This is a genomic window from Bacillus sp. B2-WWTP-C-10-Post-4 (assembly GCF_009183805.1).
GTDB lineage: Bacteria > Bacillota > Bacilli > Bacillales > Bacillaceae_G > Bacillus_A > Bacillus_A cereus.
In genome coordinates this window covers 39881-60970 of record NZ_WEII01000010.1, presented here as the reverse complement: position 1 = coordinate 60970, position 21090 = coordinate 39881, and the positions used below count along the sequence as shown (strand labels likewise).

Here is a 21090-nt window from a genome sequence, read left to right as displayed (position 1 = left end):
ATGAGAGATATAAAAAAGTTTTTACAAAAATTACGTCCTGTACAACTCATCGTTTTGTTTTATTTATTAGCGGTAGTTGTATCGGTGATATTGCTTAGTTTACCGTTTGTTACGAAGCCTGGTGTGAAATGGACATTTATAGATGCGCTTTTTACATCGGTTAGTGCGGTAAGTGTTACGGGACTGTCTGTTATTACGATTTCAGATACGTTTACTACAGCAGGAATTATTGTTTTAGCTCTTATTTTACAATTAGGCGGCTTAGGAATTATGGCGCTTGGGACATTTGTTTGGATCATTACGGGGAAAAAGATTGGTTTGCAAAGAAGAAGATTAATTATGGCAGACCATAATCAAGGAAATTTATCGGGTCTCGTAGAATTGATGCGTTCTATTTTAATTGTAATTATTTCAATAGAACTTATTGGAGCAATCTTATTGGGGACAAGATTTTTACTTTACTTTCCGACTTGGCAAGAAGCTTATTTTCACGGTTTCTTTGCAGCTGTTAGTGCGACTACGAACGGCGGATTTGATTTAACAGGACAATCATTAATTCCTTATAAAAAAGATTATATTGTTCAAATGATTCATATGTTACTAATTATTTTAGGAGCGATTGGTTTCCCTGTGCTAATGGAAGTGAAACAATTCCTTAGTAAAAGGAGACAACAATTATTCCGTTTTTCATTATTTACAAAATTGACGACAACAACATTTTTTGCACTCGTTGTTGTGGGTACAATTATGATTTTTTTACTGGAGAGAAATCATTTTTTAGTAGGAAAGTCATGGCATGAAACTGTATTTTATACATTATTCCAATCTGTGACGACGCGAAGTGGTGGACTTGCAACAATGGATATACGTGAATTATCACAACCGACGCTTTTATTTATGAGTATATTAATGTTTATAGGGGCATCTCCAAGTTCGGTTGGGGGCGGAATACGTACAACTACATTTGCTGTTAGTATATTGTCACTATACACCTTTGCAAGGGGCGGTAGAACAGTTAGAGTCTTCAAACGTCAGCTACATGAAGAGGATGTACTGAAAGCATCTGTCGTTATGACGATGGGGATTTTGTTATGTGCTACTGCGCTATTCATTTTATCTATTACGGAAAATGTACCGCTTATGAGCTTAATTGTTGAAGTTTGTTCTGCTTTCGGAACGACGGGACTATCAACAGGTGTCACGCCTGATTTAACAACTGTTGGGAAACTTGTACTTATTGTGCTTATGTTTATCGGACGCGTTGGTATTTTAACATTTATTTTAGCTAGTGGTGGAAGGGAACAACCACCTCGCTATAAATACCCGAAAGAGCGGATTATTATTGGATAGTATGAAACCATTCTACCTACGTTAGGTAGAATGGTTTTTTAGTCGTTAATTCCAAATTGTGGATGCATGAAAGCTTCATCTTTATTATCCGCTTCGTTTTTTAGCAACTCTTGATTTTCTTCTGAAATCCACCCAATATCATTTGTAGGATGGATCCACTCATCGCCAGCCATAATGGCAGGATCTACTTCATCACTCCAATTGTTAAGCGGACTGTTCTCGGAATTATATTTACTGTCTCCAATTACAACATTATATTGATTCACAAAAGGTTGTTGCATCGTTTTTCCTGTTCCTTTAAAAGATGGAAAATTCATTTGATGCGGGAGCGTTTCGTCTAAAATGGGTGATTGAATCTTTTCTTTTTTCTTCAAAATTATCGCTCCTTTTTATAATGATTTCTTCATATGTAGTATTTCCATCTAACGCCTCTTATGTACTTGTTAACACTTGCCAGTAATAATTATTTTAAGTTGTTTCAAACTAGAGTAGAAAGTGATTTCTTGAGAGCAGGTGAATGTATTGGTAAAAAGAAAAGTGAAACAAAATGCGGCAATCAATAATAATAAAACTCCGAAAGAAAGCTTACCAGATGCAGAATTTGCATTAGAGTATGAAGGAGAAAATAGCGCAAAGTATGCGAATCGTAATTCAAAAAAAGGGAAACAAAAATGAGGCGTTTTTTACAAACGCCTCATTTTTTTGTGGGATTATAAAGGTTTTTTTAATTATTTGTAAATTTAGTGTTTTCTATTAGCAGAAAAATGCGAAAAAACATAGAAGTAGCAACGTATTACACAAAAACAAACAACAAACAAAAGATTAATGTTGGTTTAATACTGCTTTTACACTAGTTGTTTATATTTGAGTTGTACATAAGATTTGTAAAAGGAGAGAGAAACAGTGAAAAAAACAATCTTTAAAGCTGTAGCGACTGGAATGGTATTTTCGTTATTAATGGGGTGTGGTGCAAAGAAGGAAGAAAGTGCTGGAGCGAAAGTGAAAGATGACAAATTATCTGGATCATTAACTGTTTACACAGCAATTGAAGAAGAGCTTGTACCAATTTATCTTGATTCCTTTAAAAAGAAATATCCTGATGTGAAATTGAACATTGTACGTGATTCAACAGGAGTTATTACTGCGAAATTGCTAGCTGAAGGGAAAAATACACAAGCAGATGTTGTATGGGGAACTGCGGCATCAAGTCTATTAGCTTTAGATAAAAAAGATATGTTAAAAGGATACTCTCCAAAAGGAGCAGATCGTGTTCTTCCACAATTTAAAGATGATAAGCAACCTGAAAAATGGGTAGGAAATACTGCATTTATGACGGGGATTGCTGTAAATAAAGAAGAGTTAAAGAAGAAAAATTTACCGATGCCAGAATCATATGAAGATTTAACGAAACCAGAGTATAAAGGAACACTTGTTATGCCACATCCAGCATCATCTGGAACAGGATTTTTAACAGTTTCTGCATGGCTACAAATCATGGGTGAAGATAAAGGCTGGGATTACATGAAGAAACTTCATGATAATATGGCAAGTTATACGCATTCAGGATCAAAACCAGCGAAATTAGCAGGAGCGGGTGAATATCCAGTTGGCGTATCAATGGTTTATAGTGCTTTGAAAGAGAAACAAAAAGGTGCACCAGTTGAAGTTGTATTGCCGAAAGAAGGATTAGGTTGGGAAGTAGAAGCGAACGCACTTATTAAAAAAGATAATGCAAAAAATGAAAAATTAGCGCAAGCATTTTTAGATTGGGCGATTACTGATGATGTAATGAAGTTATACTTCGAGAAAAATGGATTTGCGACAATTAAAAATGATTATAAACTTCCAGATGGATTCCCTAAAGATGTAACAGAAAAGTTATACAAAAAGAATGACTTTAAGTGGGCAGCAGAAAATCGTGACAAAATTTTAGAAAAATGGGAAAAAGAGTTTGGCCAAAAAGCAGAACCGAAAAAGTAAGTGAGTGGGAGAGAGAAAAAATGAGCGAATATTTATCAATTCAACACATTCAAAAACAGTTTGATGCATTTACAGCGTTAAAAGATATTTCTTTTACTGTGAACAAAAATGAGTTTGTATGTTTATTAGGCCCAAGTGGTTGTGGGAAAACGACATTGCTTCGAATTTTAGCAGGGCTAGAAGAGGCAACAACAGGTAGTATAGCTGTGAATGGAAAAGATATTACAGCATTACCTCCTGGAAAGAGAAACTTCGGAATGGTGTTTCAATCGTATGCATTATTTCCGAATTTAACAGCACTTGAAAATATTGAATACGGCTTAAAGACAAAAAAATATGGAAAAGTAGAAGTAAAAGAGAAAGCGCTAGAGGCGTTAAAACTTGTAGATTTGCTGAATGTAAAAGATAAATATCCTGCTCAAATGTCTGGTGGACAACAGCAGCGAGTGGCACTTGCACGTGCGCTCGCTCTGTCTCCAGATATTTTGTTACTCGATGAGCCGTTATCTGCTTTAGATGCAAAAGTACGTGAAAAGTTACGTAGAGAAATGCGTGATTTGCAAGAGAAAGTAGGAGTAACAACTATTATGGTCACGCATGATCAAGAAGAGGCATTAACGATGGCTGATAAAATTGTTGTAATGAATCATGCGGAAATTATGCAGATTGGAACACCAGAGGAGATTTATCAAAGACCGGCCAATCCGTTTGTGGCAGATTTTATTGGTTCTATTAATTTCTTTTCGAAAAATAACGAAGAGCATGCAATTCGTCCTGAACATGTAACAATTGTACAAAAGGACGGTATTAAAACAGTTGTGGAAAGTATGGAATTTCGTGGATCTGTATATCGAACGGAAGTGCGAGTCGTAGAAGAAAACACACACCTTTATAATGAGAAAATTGTAGTGGATATATTAGCATCAGAAGTAGAAGTAGCTGATATTAGAAAAGGAAAGCCGATTCAAATCTCTTTCTCAGAAAATCATATGTTGTCATATGGAAAGAAGGTCATTGTATAGATGGAGATGTTAGAAAACTACAAGGTAGAAAGTGCGAAAAAAAAGATTAAGAGAAGTATAGGGAAAGAGGAATGGATCCAAAGGCTTGTAATTATCGGTATGATTCTTTCCTTCCTTGTCATACTTGTATTACCACTATTACAACTATTTACACAAGCTTTTTATAATAAAGATGGAGTTTTCATTGGTTTAGCGAATTTCAGTAAATATTTTACAACACCAACTTTAGTTCAGTCTTTACAAAATACGGTATGGATTTCGGGCGCAACAACAATTATTTCAGTTTCAATTGCATTCGTTTACGCATATGCAATTGCCCGTACGAATGTTTTTGGAAAGCGTGTATTTCAGTATGTAGCGTTATTACCATTGTTTGCACCAACGATGATGCACGGTATAGCACTTACATATTTATTTGGTAATCAAGGGCTAGTAACGAAAGGAATGTTTGGGTTATTTGAAGGTATACAAATCCCTTTATATGGACCAGTAGGAATTGTAATAGCTGAAGTTATGTATACATTTCCGCAAGCCTTTCTCATATTACTAATTGCCTTTCAAGGATCCGATTATCGTTTATATGAAGCTTCTAATATGCTAGGGGCGAGTAAAACAAAACAATTTTTCACGGTTACTTTACCTAGTGTAAAGTACGGATTAATTAGTGCAATGTTTGTTGTGTTTACACTTAGTTTCACTGATTTTGGGGCACCAAAAATTGTTGGTGGACAATATAATGTGCTTGCTACTGACGTATACAAACAAGTAATTGGACAGCAAAATATGTCGATGGGTGCAACAGTTGGAATGATTTTATTAATCCCAGCTATATTCGCATTTGCAGTTGATCGTATTACGCAAAGAAAGCAGGCGAATTTCTTATCTTCAAAAGCAGTACCATACAGAATAATAGCTAATAAGAAAAGAGATGTCATCTCATTCATATACTGTAGTGTGATTACATTTATGATCATTCTGTTATTTGTGGCAGTTGGTATTGCTGCAAGTGTGAAAGTATGGCCATATAATATGAGTTTTACATTTGAGCATTTTAATTTTTCGAGTTTAACAGGAGATGGACTTGAAGCATTTAAAAATAGCGTAATTGTTTCAGCAGTTACAGCAGTTATTGGGGCGATTTTAACATTTGTATTTGCATATGCAATTGAGAAAATAGACCAGCTACAATTCTTCCGAAAAACAGGTTACTTTTTCTCTATCGTTCCTTTAGCCATACCAGGTTTAGTACTCGGATTAGGATATGTCTTTTTCTTTAGTCAACCAACGATTCAAATTTTGGGACTATCAGTAACGAACCCGTTTCATTCTTTATACGGAACAATCGCTGTGTTAGTACTAGTAAATATCATTCATTTTTATTCTGTAACATTTGTCACGGCAACGACTGCTTTAAAGAAATTAGATCGAGAGTTTGAGCTTGTTTCGCAGTCGATGGGTATTCCGTTTTATAAAACATTCTTTAGAGTAACGGTACCAATGTGTTTACCAGCAATTTTAGAAATGGTAATGTACTACTTCGTAAATTCAATGGTAACTGTATCGGCAGTTGTATTCCTATATGCAGCTGATTTTAAACTAGCTGCCGTATCAATCGTAAATATGGATGATGCAGGAAATGTGGCGCCAGCAGCTGCAATGAGTGTGCTTATTGTTGTTACAAATATTGTAGTAAGAGTTGTATATGAATGGGGAACGAAAGCACTTCGTAACCGAACTTCACAATGGCAAAAAAGATAAGTAAGAAAGGTGATGGACAGAATGAAAATTGAAGCAGTTATTTTTGATTGGGCAGGGACAACAGTTGATTACGGATGTTTTGCACCACTAGAAGTATTCATGGAGATTTTTCATAAACGGGGTGTAGCAATTACAGCAGAAGAAGCTCGTAAGCCAATGGGGTTATTAAAAATAGATCATGTAAGGGCACTTACTGAGATGCCTCGTATTGCGAGTGAGTGGAATCGTGTTTTCCAACAATTACCAACAGAAGCAGACATTCAGGAGATGTATGAAGAATTTGAAGAGATTCTCTTCGCTATTTTACCACGCTATGCTTCGCCGATTAATGGAGTAAAAGAAGTGATTGCTTCTTTACGTGAAAGAGGAATTAAAATTGGTTCAACGACTGGTTATACGAGAGAAATGATGGATATTGTAGCAAAGGAAGCAGCGTTACAAGGATATAAACCTGATTTTCTTGTTACGCCAGATGATGTTCCAGCAGGCCGTCCATATCCATGGATGTGCTATAAAAATGCAATGGAACTTGGTGTGTATCCGATGAACCATATGATAAAAGTTGGGGACACAGTATCAGATATGAAAGAAGGTAGAAATGCTGGAATGTGGACAGTTGGTGTAATTCTTGGCAGTAGCGAGCTCGGTTTAACGGAAGAGGAAGTGGAGAATATGGATTCGGTAGAACTTCGTGAAAAAATAGAAGTAGTTCGCAATCGTTTCGTTGAAAATGGGGCGCACTTTACGATAGAAACGATGCAGGAACTCGAAAGCGTAATGGAACATATCGAGAAACAAGAACTTATTATTTCATAAAAGGGGAATAGGATCATGACTGAAAATCACTACTTATTATTAACACCAGGACCATTAACGACAACAAAATCAGTAAAAGAAGTTATGCTATACGATTGGTGTACGTGGGATGATGAATATAATACGATGGTGCAAGAAGTAAGAGCTAAACTTGTATCGTTAGCGACGAAGGAAGAAGAGAAATATACAACAGTGTTAATGCAAGGAAGCGGTACGTTTTCAGTTGAAGCAGTAATTGGTTCTGTTATTCCGGCAAATGGGAAGATTCTCGTTTGTACAAATGGTGCGTACGGTAAGCGGATTGTGCAAATGGCAGAGATGTTACAGATTGATGTAGTGGTCAGTCAAACAGAAGAGTGGGAACCTACTAATATTGTAGAAGTAGAGAAGTTATTGCAAGAAGATAAAGAGATTACGCATATTGCAGTTGTTCATTGCGAAACGACGACAGGCATTATAAATCCAATTGTAGATGTATGTAAATTAGGAAAACAGTATGGAAAGGTTACAATTGTTGATGCGATGAGTAGTTTCGGCGGGATTGAAATAGACATTGCTGATTTACAAATTGATTTTTTAATTAGTAGTGCGAATAAGTGTATTCAAGGGGTTCCTGGATTCGGATTTGTAATCGCAAAACGTGATGAATTATTGAAGTGTAAAGGGCAAGGACGCTCTTTATCTCTTGATTTATATGATCAATGGGAAACGATGGAAAAACAAAATGGGAAATGGCGTTTTACTTCACCTACACATGTTGTACATGCTTTTTATCAAGCACTACTTGAACTAGAAAAAGAGGGAGGAGTAAGAGCGCGTTACAATCGATATTACAACAATCAAAAACTACTAGTAAATAGAATGGGAGAAATCGGATTTAAGCCACTAGTAGATGAGGAATACCAATCTCCTATTATTACATCTTTCATTTATCCAAAAGAGGGATTCGAGTTTCAACAGTTATATAACGAATTAAAGCGTTATGGATTTGTTATTTACCCTGGGAAAATTTCGAAAGTAGATACGTTCCGCATTGGAAATATCGGTGATGTACATGAACAAGATATTAATCGCTTAGTTGATAGTATTGCTAAAGGAGCTGTTATTGGGTGAAAGTGTTTTGCTTAGGTGGAGCAGGTAAAATTTGTCGCGAAGCTATTTTGGATTTAGTTCAATTTTCATCTTTTGAGACAATTACAGTAGCTGATTTTAACGAGGTAGAGGGCCGTAAAGTAGTAGAATGGCTCAACGACCCTCGTGTTGATTTTGTAAAAGTAGATGTAACGGATCACGAGGATACGGTTGCAAAAATGATTGGTTATGACATTGTAATGGACGGTACGACGATAAAGTTAAACAGATTGTCGACCCGCTGTATTGCAGAAGCAGGATGTCACGGTGTGAACTTAAATGGATTTGGTGAAGAAAATGAATCGCATGCTATATTTGTTGAAAATGAAAAGATATGTTTACCTGGATTTGGCATGACGCCGGGTGTAACGCAAATGATGGCAATGCATGCAGCAAATCAATTGGATACTGTAGAGTCTGTCCGTGTAAGTCACGGTTCGTATCGTCCGATTGCTTTTTCTGCATCAATTACAGAGACAACGACATATGAATATGATCCATATTTACCATCGCGTACAGTGTATGAAGATGGTGAATTTAAGCAAGTACCTCCGTTTGCGCGTCCGAGAGAAATAGAATTGCCAGAGCCTTATGGTAAGGCAACGCAGTATATCATTCCGCATTCTGAAACGATTACGCTAGCAAAGGCATTAGAAAATAAAGGTGTCAAACTGATAGAGACGAGAGGAACTTGGCCACAGCAAAATATGCAACTTGTACGTGCTTTATATGATTACGGCATATTGCGTAATGATCAGATTGAAATAAACGGGAAAGAAATAGGCATTATGGATTGTATTTCACAGTATTTATTGCAATCGAAAGAAGGGCAAGAAACAGAGCTTTATGGTTATGCACTTCATGTAGAAGTAATAGGTATGAAAAATAATGAGAAGCAAAGACATGTGTTATATCATACACATCCGTTATCTGATGGTTCTGTTGTAGGATGGGAAAAATTAAGAGCGTATACGAGAAACGTCGGTATTCCATTTGGGATTGCTGCAGAGTTAATTGCAAATGGAAATGTAAATAGGGTGGGTGTTGTTACGCCTGAAGAAGCCTTTGAAAATCCACAATTGATTTTTGATGAGCTAGCAAAGCGCGGTATTCATATTCATGAAGAAGTTTCTACTTATAAAGAAAATTATAGCTTTGTATAAGTAAGGACGTTTATAAGGGAGATATAAATGAGGTGAAGCTATGTCTGTAGTAGGAGAAGAAAGAAAGCGAACCATTCTTGAAAAGGTAGAATTTAAAGGGAAAGTAAAGGTTTCAGAATTAGCGAGAGAATTTGCTGTATCAACAGAAACGATTCGTCGATATTTAGAAGAATTAGATCGTGAAAAGAAGCTGAAAAAAGTGTATGGTGGAGCAGTTCAACTTCCAGGCGCTGGAGTAGAGGCACCAATGTTAGAAAGAGAAATGCTACATATAGAAGAGAAGAAAAGAATTGGTTATAAAGCAGCGACATTTGTAGAAGACGGTGATGTCATTGCAATTGATGATGGAAGTACACCGCTTCAAATGGTTCCATACCTTGTTCATCGTAAAAACTTAACGATTGTAACAAGTTCATTTCCAGTCGCAACACAATTAATTTCTTCTATTAATAAAAAGATGTTTCACGGTGAAGTTTTGTTTATAGGTGGAAAAGTATCTCCAAAGCATTCGCGTGTATCAGGGTCTATTTCTCAGCAAGTCATACAGCAATTTCATTTTCATAAAGCGTTCGTTTCGATTGATGGGTTATTACCTAGTTTTGGAGTTTCCAGCTTTGAATTAGAGAAAGCGAAATTGTCAGAGGCGATGATGAAATTAGCTGAGAAAACATATATTTTATGTGATCATACGAAGGTAGGCGTGAAAGGGAATTATCGTATAGCAGCAATTTCGCGTATTCAACACGTAATTTGTGATAAAAAAATGCCATATAGCTTTGAAGAAGAACTTAAGAAGCATAATATTCAGTGGACAGTTTGTTAAATACAGTGAAAGCACATAAACTCCCGCCTAATTTTTAGGAGGGAGTTTTATTATCTGTAAATCGTAAAATAAAAGATTTGCAGTTATGCAAAAAGTGGACACATTTTCTCACCTCTTTCATATAATTTACCAATACAAAAAAAGTTGGTCGAAGGAAAGAAGGGAGAACATGTCAGAACGAATATATAATAAACTTGTATTGTACGCGAATATTTTGCAAAAAATCGGTGTCATCAATGAGAAGGAAAAAAGTGAAATTCTTCATACGATAGGTAAAAAAGCCCTTTGAATAAAGGGCTTTTTTATTTTTTATCTTTAAAAATATAAATTTAATGTAATATTCTCATTGACAATGATAATGATATTCATTATCATTTATTTGTGGATAATTGATAATAATTATCAATTGTAAAGATTATATATGATAGGGGATATTATTTTGAAAAAAAATTACATGAAGGCGCTAGTAGTAGCGACAACATTAGCAATTCCATTTGCTACGTACTCTACTCCAGCATTAGCGGCATTAAAAGTTGAAGCAAATCAATCGGTAGCAGCAGCGAGTGATCGCACGTATGATACTGAGATTAAAATATATAAGGACCAAAAAGATGAGCCATCTATGGTTTCTCAATATATAAAAGATCCTAAAGTAACGATTGCAGCTGGCAAAAAAATTGTCACTGTAACAATGCAAGATAGTGATTATTTTCAATATCTTAGAATAGAAGATAGAAACCAGCCTGGTGTATTTCATGATGTGAAGGTTTTGTCAGAAGATAAGAGGAAGAATGGAACGAAAGTAGTTCAATTTGAAATTGGTGAGTTTGAGAAGAAGCACAATATGCAAATGCATATACTTATTCCAGCTATTGGATATGATCACAAATATCAAGTTCAATTTGAAATTAAAGATCCAACTGTAGGTAACAAAGAAACAGAGAAACCAGATGATAACTCTAATTCAGGCAATACGGAAACGGATAATCCAGTTGATAATCAAAATATGATAACAGATAAGAAATTAAGAGAGCTTGTTAATAAAAAAGTATTTAATAGAAAAGATTTAAATACACCAATTACGAAAGAAGATTTATTACAAGTAAAGGATTTGTTTTTAAATACAAATGAGATACTTGATTATAGTGCATTAAAATATATGCCAAATTTAAAATCTTTAACAGTTGCGAATGCGAAGATAAAAGATCCGTCGTTCTTTGCGAACTTAAAGCAATTAAGTCATTTAGCTTTGCGTGGTAATGAATTTTCAGATGTAACGCCACTTGTTAAGATGGATAATTTAGAATCTCTTGATTTAAGTAATAATAAAATTACAAACGTTGCACCACTAACTGAAATGAAAAATGTAAAAAGTTTATTTCTATCAGGCAACCAAATAGAAGATGTAACAGCATTAGCGAAAATGGAACAACTAGATTACTTGAATTTAGCAAATAATAAAATTACGAACGTTGCTCCATTAAGCGCTTTGAAAAATGTAACATACTTAACTTTAGCAGGTAATCAAATTGAAGATATTAAAGCGTTATATTCATTACCTTTAACAGACTTAGTATTAACACGTAATAAAGTTAAAGATTTATCCGGCATTGAGCAAATGAAGCAATTAGAAGAATTGTGGATCGGGAAAAATGAAATAAAAGATGTTACTCCTCTAAGTAAGATGACACAGTTAAAACAATTACACTTACCTAACAATGAGTTAAAGGATATTACGCCATTATCAAGTTTAGTAAACTTACAAAAGCTTGATTTAGAAGCGAATTATATTTCAGACTTATCACCAGTTAGTAATTTGAAAAAATTAGTATTTCTAAGTTTTGTTGCAAATGAAATCCGTGATGTGCGACCAGTTATAGAACTAAGTAAGACGGCTTATATTAATGTCCAAAATCAAAAAGTATTTTTAGAGGAAACAGAAGTAAATAAAGAAGTAAAAGTACCTATATATGAAAAAGATGGTGAGGTTTCTACGAAAATCCGTCTGAAGAGCGATAACGGTACGTATAGTAATGGTGTAGTGAAATGGAGTACACCAGGTGAGAAAATATATGAATTTGGTGTGAAAGATCCATTCGCGGATACAGGAATTTTCTTTACAGGGTCTGTTATTCAAAATGTAGTAGAAAGTAAAGACGGTAATACGTCTAAAGAAGATGAGAAAACAGAAGTGGTAGAATTTAAAGATGTACCAAAGGGACATTGGTCAGAAGAAGCAATTAATTACTTAGCGAAAGAAAAATTATTTATAGGCTATGGAAATGGTGAATTTGGATTTGGTGATAACATTACTCGTGGACAAGTAGCTCTTCTAATACAAAGGTATTTAAAATTAGAAAATAATCTAGTACCAAAAACGGCATTTACAGATACGAAAGGAAATATGTATGAAACGGCTATTGATGCAGTGGTTCAAGCTGGAATTATGACAGGCTATGGAAATGGTATGTTCCGTCCAGATGGAGTATTAACTCGATATGAAATGTCAGTAGTATTACAAAGAGTATTTCAGTTAAAAGAAAATGAAAATAGTGCAGAGAATTTTAAAGATATACCAAATGACCATTGGGCGAAAGGATATGTGAAAGCTTTAGTGGATAATAAAATATCAAAAGGCGATGGGGAAGGGAATTTTTTAGGAGATAATTTCGTAACACGTGAACAATATGCACAGTTTTTATATAATGCAATAAAGAAATAAAGTGAAACTTTAATCAGTGGGGGTTTTGTTCATTCCCCACTGATTATTAGCCCTCACTAATCGGGCTGCCCGTTAATGCGGAATAAAAAATGAGGAAAATACGCTATTCTTTAATTAAAGAGTAGCGTATTTTTATGTACAAAATGAAATAGGAAATAGATAGGAGTATAGACATATGAATAGCCTATTTTAAAGAAGAACCACGAAACTATATTGACAAAAAAGCGTTCTCATGTGATAATTCAATTAATTTTTAGAATAATCAAAAAATATTCCTTTTACATAGAAAGGATTTGAACCTTATATGAATATTATGCCGGGGGTGACGAAATGTTATTTTTTCTGAAGAAATGGAATGAATTAAAAGATGTGAAATCTGAATTGGCACTTCGTGATTGGTTTTATGGTACCAAAATTAGCTTATCGCTATGTACGTCAAAAGAGCCGTTAACATTCTTAGTAAATGTTGAAGGAAGAGATAAAGGGCTATTTTCGGAAGAAGATTTTATTGTCGTAAATTGCATGTGCGAGTCAGTATTTGAAAATGAAGAAAAACCAGCTGCAGAGTCATTTATGCATGCGGATATTTATAAAAAAAGTAGTGCAGGATGTATTTTACAAGTGCAGACTGTAGATAGTCATTTAATATCAGAGTTATATGGGGAAGAAGGAGAAGTAACGTTCGATAAACGCAGTGTGGAGCGTGTTTTCGGAAAAGAAGGTATAACAGAAATGACAATTCCAATTGTAGAAGATGAAAAAAAATTCGCTGATTTATTAGAAAGGAATGTTCCGAATTTCATTGAAGGTGGAGGGGTAGTTCTTGTTCATAATTACGGCATGATTGTGTGGGGAAAAACGCCAGAAGAGGCGAAAAAATGGCTAGAGGGTATAGAATATTTAATGAACTATCATGTAAAGTTATTAATGATTAAGGGGGCAAGAAGCTCTGTTATATAAAAATGGATGTGATATAGCTACAAGTTAATAAATAAATGAAAGCGTTTTAAAAATAATTTCACTCATAAAATATAGGTCTCCTTATTATATATAGATTACATGTTGACATGTAAGGAGGAACATATTTTGCGAGTTAAATATCATTTTCTGCCAAAGCAGCAAGTAACATTTTGCAAAATAAATGATTCTGGTGAAGAGGCACTGCAAATGATGAACGAAACGGGATTTCGAGCCATCCCGGTATTAGCAGAAGATGAGAAGAAATTCACGGGGATTATTTATAAAGTAGATTTATTAGAAAAAAAATGCAATAGCGGATTAGAGCATGTAAGTGCAGGGGATATGCTCGACGATTCCAATGCATTTATTTTTGAAAAGGATTCCTTCTTCAGAGCCTTTTATGTAATTCGTCGGCTTCCGTTTTTAGCCGTGCTAAATGATTATAATGAATTTGTCGGTATGTTAACGCATTCGAATATATTTGATGTTATTGAAGATTCATTTGGTATGCGAACAGGTGGTTATATATTAACAATTGCAACACAAGATTGTAAGGGAACGATTAAAGAGCTTGGGACATTGTTAAAAGCATATAATATCGGTGGCCTATTTACGCTAGATAACGGTGATCAATATATCCGCCGCGTTATTGTAAATATATCAGATGAGTTAGATGAAACAAAATTAAAGCAATTAATCGGAAAAATAGAGAAAAAAGGATTCAGAGTGAGTCACGTAGATTATATTTAAGTTAAAAAGAAAAGTACCTATCTGTTATATATAGATAGGTACTTTTTTGTCCCACTATTTGTGGGTAGTAAAATCCACGCCTCAAAATTTGGTGAAAGCAAAGAAGTTAGGTGGGCGGGTGTTACCTGTAAAAGCCCAATTGGTGAGGGCTGATTATATGTGAGTAATGAACTTTATTTTGAAACAGGAGGCGGGGATAATGCTAGATCAGATAAGAAAATAAAGTCTGCATGCTCACGAATTTTAGGGATAGAAGTTTCAATAACGCGTGATGTAATTTCACCTGGGGGGCCCACATGCCCGATAGCTACCATAATAGGTTTTTCTTGAATTTTTTTGATGAGTAATTGGGCTTGTTTTGAAATATGCCCTGCTGTATATACATCATCAAAAAATAGTTGGTTTTCAATAATAGGAACTCCTAATTCTTTTCCGATTTTTGGGACGACACTATTAGGATTCGTTTTACTATCTAAGTAAAATAAACCGTGTTTTTTACAGGCAGCAAGTATAAGGCGAACAATTCTTTCATCCGCTGTTACTTTTGACCCCATATGATTGTTCATTCCAATTGCATGCGGTACTTCTTGAATCGCTTGTTCAAGTCGGTTGTTTATTTCTTCATCGCTTAAATCAGTTGTAATTGCTTTCGGCCCAAGCCATTCTTTTTTACCTTTTATAGGTTCCATTGGCATATGTATAATAACTTCATGTCCTTTCTTATGGGCAGCTATTGCGTCTTCTTTTGTGGAAGGAAGAAAAGGCATAACAGCAACAGTGAGTGGAATGGGAAGTGATAACATTTGATTAGTCCCCTTCATATTATTACCGAAATCATCAATGACAATAGCAACTTTATTCGTATGAGCATTTGCTTGAATAGGAAATAAGAAAGACGGTAAAAACAAAACAATGATGAATAATGCAATCGTATATTTTCGCATATAAATATTTCCTTTCTATTGTTATCCTGCTATTTGTGGGTAGTAAGACTCCCACCTCAACATTGGGCTGGATAGGTGGGAGATTCACTGCCTACCCGATTGGTGAATGCTAATTATCAGTGGGGGCTGAACAAAAAAACACTGATTAAAGTTTCACTTTATCAATCATCATTATGTTTTGCTTTTTTATATAAATTAAACAAAAAATGTCGAAGAAAAGTAGGTGGAAAATTAAGAATCCCCGGTTTACGTAGAATTTATAAAAAAAGAAGATGAAAAAAATGTCTATTATTGCGAATGTATTTACAAAGATAGAATAATTTGTAATAATTCTCAAAGTGAGGGTAAAGATTTGTAAATTACAGGGAGAAAATGTTAAATTTTCTGATTCTTCAAATTTGCATATGATTAAGTAGTTAAAAAAAGTCAATGGAGAAGTGAAGTTAAGAGCATGGAAGTATAATAAGGGGGATATGGATGTTTACTGTAAAAAGGAAGTACACATTAGAAAAGCTTTCACGTGATATTCATATGAAACGTGAAGAAATGATTCAACTAGGATTAACAAGTGGGCTAAATAGTAGGGAGACAATTCAAGTTAGTCAAGAATTGGACAAGCTTATTTTACAATATCAATGTTATAAAGAAAAACAAACACCGAAATGGTTTTCAATTATAAAAATACCTATTTTCCAAATCGGGTATGAAGGAAAATCAAATAATTTTTGGCGAATGCTTGTGGGTGGTTTTATGAAATAAGTATAATTACCCTTATAGGATAAGGATAATTATACTATGTGTAACGGAATTTCGATATGAACTGTCGTTCCTTCATTTTCTGTACTGTCGATAAAAATATGCCCATTATACATCTCTACAATTCGTTTACATATGACAAGTCCAAGACCTGTTCCAGTATCTTTATTAGTAAAGAACGGATGAAAGAGGTGTTTTTGAATATGTTGCGGAATCCCTTTTCCAGTATCTGTAATATGCAGTTGTGCGTGTGTTTCATTGTTTTTTACTACAATGGTTAGTGTATCATTAGAAGTCATGGCCTCAATTGCATTTTTGGTAATGTTTAAAACCACTTGTTTCATATGGTCTTTCGAACAACGGATATGAACAGGATGGTCTGGCAAATGTAAATGGAATACAATGTTATGTAAATTCGCCTCAGATTGAATAATTAATGCTACCTCATTTAGAATTGTTCTTACATCATATGTTTGTTCAATGATGGCGGTTGGCTTTCCTAGAATAAGAAATTCACTTACAATTTCATTGATTCGCTCTATTTCTTGTTCAATTACGGAAAAGTAGAACTGATCTTGTTCATCTTTATATTTCTCTTTTAATAGAGCGACGAGTCCTTTAATTCCAGTAAGAGGATTACGGATTTCGTGTGCTGTACTCGCTGCAAAAGTTCCAACTAATTCAATTTTCTGTAGTTCATTTTGTTGTCTTTCAAGTTTTGTTTGACGTTTTAACAACATATATTGAGCAAGCAAAAATAAAATAGACATTAAAAATAAAGTAGCTATACACTCTATTGCAACCCACTGGTATAAGGTTTTTTGATGAATGGGTAATGGAGAAACAGAGACCTTCCAATTTAATCTTTGGAGTGGGGTAGTAAGCATATTAGAATGCGTATCACTTGTGTCGTTATTATCATCGGTTAGAAAAACTACATCATGTTTATCAGTTACCTCAAAATGGTATTGTGGTTTAATGGCATTTAAAGAAGAGGAAATGTAATCAAAGCGTAAACTAGCTAATAATAATCCTGAGAGCTCCTTCTGTTTATTAAATATGGGGGCAGCAATCATAATAGCTTTATGTCCAAGAACGCGATCAGTAATGACTGATGATACAGTGGTTTTTTTAGTTTGGAGCGCGTCTTGAATATATTTACGGTCTGAAACATCTATAGGCTTTGATTCATCTTCAGATGCGATTGTAATGACTCCTTCTGGTGTAGCGTAATATAGACCAGAAAAGCGTGCATCGTTTCCATCTGTATCATGTACAATTTGTTTAATGCCATTTATATTACCAGTCTCGGTGCCTACAACTTTTGCAAGCATGTCTAAAGCAGAAATTGCTTCACCAAGATGATGATCCAAATAATCTCTATATAAAAAGAGAACTGTATGAGCAGATAATTTGTTTTCCTGTTTCATTTTATATGTATGATACGAATAAAATGTAGCACCAATCCCTATTGTCGGTAGGATAACAAGCAATATATATATAATTATGCTTTGGAATTTGACTTTCAAATGTGGTACTCCTTCTTTTTTTATTATCATTATATATAAACTATGTTAAAATTGTCATGTTTTTATTCAAGAATGATTTTTAATATATTAGGGGAGAGGAAATGGATGAGTGAATGCTCATTCGGAATTCACATGAAGTATGAAGTGGTATTTTCTTTTTATTGCTGAGAATTTAAGTGAAGGGTTGAAAGTTGTATGACATCAAATAATGAACGAGAAGATATTTCTCAATCTTTAAAAGTATTTATTGCATTATCTCGTGTACATCGTTCTGTTATGGATACTACAAATAAATCTATACAAAGTAACGGGTTAAATCCAACTGAATTTGCTGTATTAGAACTGCTATATCATAAAGGCGGTCAACCACTCCAGCAAATTGGTGAGCGCATTTTAATAGCTAGTGGCAGCATTACATATGTTGTAGATAAGTTGGAGAAAAAGGGGTTAGTAAAGAGAATCCCATGTCCGAATGACAGACGTGTTATTTACGCGCAATTAACTGAGTCTGGCGAGAACTTTATTGCTTCTATTTTTCCGGGGCATGAGAAAGTTATACATCAGTCTTTTGAAATGTTAACGAAAGATGAAAAAGATGAATTACTTGATTTATTAAAAAAAATTGGGAAGTATGAAAAATAATATGTTCCAAAGGAGCTTTGGATAAATAAATCCAAGGCTTTTTTATTTGTAATGAACTCATGGCAGTCACTGCCGAAATTTGTTGAAAATTAAGAGGGGATTCGAGAATACGTATTGAATTATAATAAAGGTATGTAATGGAGAGGAGGCTCGTTCATGTCATTTAAAGACTATGAATATAAACGCCCAAATATTGAAGAGTTAAAAGAGAAATTTACTGTTGCTTTAGAGAAGTTTGATAACGCAAAAACTGTAGAAGAACAAAAACAAGTCATTCATTCAATTAATGAGATTCGCAACGATTTTGGTACAATGGGAAACCTTTGTTACATTCGCCATTCTGTTGATACGACGGATACTTTTTATAAGGAGGAGCAGGATTTCTTTGATGAATTCTCTCCAGTTGTACAAGGATATGGTACAAAATATTATAAGGCACTCATTAATTCTCCATTTCGTGAAGAATTAGAGGCGTATTATGGAAAACAATTATTTGCTCTAGCAGAATGTGATTTAAAAACATATTCAGATGAAGTCGTGAAAGATTTACAATTAGAAAATAAATTATCATCGCAATATACACAGTTATTAGCATCTGCAAAAATTGACTTTGCTGGAGAAGAAAGAACGTTATCGCAACTGATTCCGTTTATGCAAGGAAAAGAAAGAAGCGAACGTAAAGCAGCAAGTGAAGCATACTACGGATTTTTAGCTGGAAATGAGGAAGAACTAGATCGTATTTATGATGAGCTTGTTAAAGTGAGAACGAAAATCGCAAAATCTTTAGGTTTCAAAAACTTTGTTGAACTTGGATATGCAAGAATGTACCGTACAGATTATAATGCGGAGATGGTGGCTAATTACCGTCAGCAAGTGCTAGATTATATCGTTCCCGTTACAACGGAATTAAGAAAGCGACAACAAGCACGTATCGGTGTAGAGAAGTTAGCTTATTACGACGAAAACTTTGAGTTTGCTACAGGTAACCCAACTCCAAAAGGAGATGCGGATTGGATTGTTGATCATGGAAAGACAATGTATAAAGAGTTATCGGTTGAAACAGATGAATTTTTCAATTTCATGCTAGATAATGATTTATTAGATTTAGTTGCGAAAAAAGGAAAAGCTGGTGGCGGATATTGTACATATATTGAGAATTATAAAGCGCCATTTATTTTCTCAAACTTCAATGGAACATCTGGTGACATTGATGTATTAACACATGAAGCAGGTCATGCTTTCCAAGTATATGAAAGTCGTAAATTTGAAATTCCAGAATATAATTGGCCAACATATGAGGCATGTGAAATCCACTCTATGAGTATGGAATTCTTTACATGGCCATGGATGAAGCTATTCTTTGAAGAAGATGCAGATAAATATTACTTCTCTCACTTAAGTTCAGCACTCCTGTTTTTACCTTATGGTGTATCTGTTGACGAATATCAACATTATGTATATGAAAATCCTGAAGCATCACCGGAAGAGCGTAAGACAGCATGGCGTAACATAGAGAAGAAATATTTACCGCATCGTGATTATGAGGATAATGATTATTTAGAGCGCGGTGGTTTTTGGCAACGTCAAGGACATATTTATAGTTCGCCGTTCTATTATATTGATTACACGCTTGCTCAAATCTGTGCGCTACAATTTTGGAAACGTGCAAGAGATAATAGACAAGAGGCTTGGGAAGATTATGTGAATCTGTGCCAACAAGGTGGAAGTAAATCGTTCTTAGAATTAGTAGAAGTTGCAAATTTAACATCACCATTTGCTGAAGGCTGTGTGAAAAGTGTTATTACAGAAATTGAAGCATGGTTACATGCGATTGACGACACAAAATTGTAAAAAACATGCGCTTTTTTTCACATGTTTAACATCGACATAATGGGAAAATGATGAGATAATAAAAGAAAATTCAGAATACTAAAGAGGTGTTTCTAATAAGGAGCACCTCTTTTCACAAACAAAAGGGGGGAACAAGTATGCTTCAATCTAATATGGATGTAAGTTTAGAAAGTTTAGTAAACTCATTACAGTCTACTCGAAGCACGCTATTATCAGAAATTGAAATGTTAAATGACACAGAAGTGAATGTAAAGCCACGCCGTGATAAATGGAGCATTATTCAAATTTTACACCACTTGCATTTAGTTGAACAATCTGTCACGTCTGCCCTTGTATATGCTTTACAAAAAAAGGAAAGAAACATGACTCCATTTAAAGACCTCCAACTTACGCTTGATCGCACACATAAACGAGAAGCTCCTCAGCAAATGCAACCAACAGAAACTTTAATGAAAAAACAGCAAGGAATTCAATTGCTAGAACATTCACGCCAAGAACTATTACACGCGCTTCATAGTGTTATAGATGAAAAAGATTTATTTGAAAATGGATTAAAGCATCCTGTTTTTAATGATCTGAATTTGTATCAATGGGTTCAATTTCTTGATTTGCATGAACAAAGACATCTTACGCAGTTAAAAGAGGCGAAACATGCAATTTTGCAACGCTAAAGTGGAAGAAGTGGGAAACCACTTCTTTTTTGATACGTGCATAGTTTTCTTTCTTATTTTGGAATACTACATGGAGAAAGAAAAGAAGGAGTTGAAAAAACATGTCTAAAAAGAAGCGAGAAGAAGAGCGCGCCTGGAAAGCACGTAAAGAAAATCAACAACCGCACGGAAAAGTGAAAGCTTTTGCTGAATTAGTTGAAGGAACAGAAAAAACGTGATGAG

At 34.6% G+C, this 21090-nt stretch carries 20 protein-coding genes; 17 read left to right on the top strand and 3 right to left on the bottom strand.

The window, feature by feature from the left end; genetic code table 11:
* Positions 1 to 1350, top strand: coding sequence for a TrkH family potassium uptake protein (locus GBN78_RS07610; protein WP_001204707.1), 1350 nt, complete (start codon positions 1 to 3; stop codon positions 1348 to 1350).
* 38 nt (positions 1351 to 1388) lie between these two features.
* Here the strand turns inward: GBN78_RS07610 and GBN78_RS07605 are convergent, their stop codons facing one another.
* Entirely contained in the window at positions 1389 to 1724 is a 336-nt protein-coding gene (locus GBN78_RS07605) for a DUF3905 domain-containing protein (RefSeq protein ID WP_000726027.1), read from the bottom strand.
* A 148-nt stretch (positions 1725 to 1872) separates the two neighbouring features.
* Here GBN78_RS07605 and GBN78_RS30115 point away from each other — a divergent pair, with 148 nt between their 5' ends.
* From GBN78_RS30115 to cbpA, 11 genes are all read left to right on the top strand, one after another.
* Entirely contained in the window at positions 1873 to 2025 is a 153-nt protein-coding gene (locus GBN78_RS30115) for a hypothetical protein (RefSeq protein ID WP_000240799.1), read from the top strand.
* 228 nt (positions 2026 to 2253) lie between these two features.
* Positions 2254 to 3330, top strand: coding sequence for a putative 2-aminoethylphosphonate ABC transporter substrate-binding protein (locus GBN78_RS07595; RefSeq protein ID WP_000750895.1), 1077 nt, complete (start codon positions 2254 to 2256; stop codon positions 3328 to 3330).
* Between the two features lie 20 nt (positions 3331 to 3350).
* Positions 3351 to 4352, top strand: coding sequence for a putative 2-aminoethylphosphonate ABC transporter ATP-binding protein (locus GBN78_RS07590; RefSeq protein WP_000006192.1), 1002 nt, complete (start codon positions 3351 to 3353; stop codon positions 4350 to 4352).
* On the top strand, positions 4353 to 6110 hold the full coding sequence (locus GBN78_RS07585) for a putative 2-aminoethylphosphonate ABC transporter permease subunit (protein WP_000425518.1): 1758 nt from the start codon (positions 4353 to 4355) through the stop codon (positions 6108 to 6110).
* Between the two features lie 21 nt (positions 6111 to 6131).
* Positions 6132 to 6926 (top strand): phosphonoacetaldehyde hydrolase, encoded by a 795-nt coding sequence (phnX, locus tag GBN78_RS07580; protein ID WP_000687363.1) that lies wholly within the window; start codon positions 6132 to 6134, stop codon positions 6924 to 6926.
* Between the two features lie 15 nt (positions 6927 to 6941).
* Positions 6942 to 8039, top strand: a complete 1098-nt coding sequence (gene phnW / locus GBN78_RS07575) for a 2-aminoethylphosphonate--pyruvate transaminase (protein ID WP_000138230.1) — start codon at positions 6942 to 6944, stop codon at positions 8037 to 8039.
* Positions 8036 to 9220: a saccharopine dehydrogenase family protein gene (locus GBN78_RS07570; protein WP_000862174.1), complete on the top strand. Its 1185-nt coding sequence runs from the start codon at positions 8036 to 8038 to the stop codon at positions 9218 to 9220. Before phnW ends, GBN78_RS07570 begins: the two co-directional genes overlap by 4 nt.
* Positions 9221 to 9260: 40 nt before the next feature.
* Entirely contained in the window at positions 9261 to 10043 is a 783-nt protein-coding gene (locus GBN78_RS07565; protein WP_000117667.1) for a DeoR/GlpR family DNA-binding transcription regulator, read from the top strand.
* 421 nt (positions 10044 to 10464) lie between these two features.
* Complete coding sequence (locus GBN78_RS07560; RefSeq protein WP_002004686.1) at positions 10465 to 12765, top strand: NEAT domain-containing leucine-rich repeat protein; 2301 nt, start codon at positions 10465 to 10467, stop codon at positions 12763 to 12765.
* Between the two features lie 330 nt (positions 12766 to 13095).
* Entirely contained in the window at positions 13096 to 13725 is a 630-nt protein-coding gene (locus GBN78_RS07555) for a class II aldolase/adducin family protein (protein WP_000896005.1), read from the top strand.
* Between the two features lie 126 nt (positions 13726 to 13851).
* Entirely contained in the window at positions 13852 to 14475 is a 624-nt protein-coding gene (gene cbpA, locus GBN78_RS07550) for a cyclic di-AMP binding protein CbpA (RefSeq protein WP_001264207.1), read from the top strand.
* Between the two features lie 173 nt (positions 14476 to 14648).
* Here cbpA and GBN78_RS07545 read toward each other — a convergent pair whose 3' ends face one another.
* The gene (locus GBN78_RS07545; RefSeq protein ID WP_001234107.1) at positions 14649 to 15419 is read right to left on the bottom strand and encodes a divergent polysaccharide deacetylase family protein; all 771 of its coding nucleotides are present in this window, start codon (positions 15417 to 15419) and stop codon (positions 14649 to 14651) included.
* 477 nt (positions 15420 to 15896) lie between these two features.
* Between GBN78_RS07545 and GBN78_RS07540 the strand changes: the two genes are divergently transcribed.
* Entirely contained in the window at positions 15897 to 16178 is a 282-nt protein-coding gene (locus GBN78_RS07540; protein ID WP_152127140.1) for an aspartyl-phosphate phosphatase Spo0E family protein, read from the top strand.
* A 29-nt stretch (positions 16179 to 16207) separates the two neighbouring features.
* On the opposite strand, the gene GBN78_RS07535 is transcribed toward GBN78_RS07540, so the two are convergent.
* Positions 16208 to 17704, bottom strand: coding sequence for a DUF3149 domain-containing protein (locus GBN78_RS07535; RefSeq protein WP_000865053.1), 1497 nt, complete (start codon positions 17702 to 17704; stop codon positions 16208 to 16210).
* Positions 17705 to 17899: 195 nt separating this feature from the next.
* Here GBN78_RS07535 and GBN78_RS07530 point away from each other — a divergent pair, with 195 nt between their 5' ends.
* From GBN78_RS07530 to GBN78_RS30590, 4 genes are all read left to right on the top strand, one after another.
* On the top strand, positions 17900 to 18346 hold the full coding sequence (locus tag GBN78_RS07530) for a MarR family winged helix-turn-helix transcriptional regulator (protein ID WP_000203336.1): 447 nt from the start codon (positions 17900 to 17902) through the stop codon (positions 18344 to 18346).
* A 156-nt stretch (positions 18347 to 18502) separates the two neighbouring features.
* Entirely contained in the window at positions 18503 to 20197 is a 1695-nt protein-coding gene (locus GBN78_RS07525; protein WP_000008578.1) for a M3 family oligoendopeptidase, read from the top strand.
* Between the two features lie 137 nt (positions 20198 to 20334).
* Entirely contained in the window at positions 20335 to 20868 is a 534-nt protein-coding gene (locus GBN78_RS07520; RefSeq protein WP_000941970.1) for a DinB family protein, read from the top strand.
* 101 nt (positions 20869 to 20969) lie between these two features.
* Positions 20970 to 21086 (top strand): DUF6254 family protein, encoded by a 117-nt coding sequence (locus tag GBN78_RS30590; RefSeq protein WP_000038355.1) that lies wholly within the window; start codon positions 20970 to 20972, stop codon positions 21084 to 21086.
* Positions 21087 to 21090 lie beyond the last annotated feature (4 nt).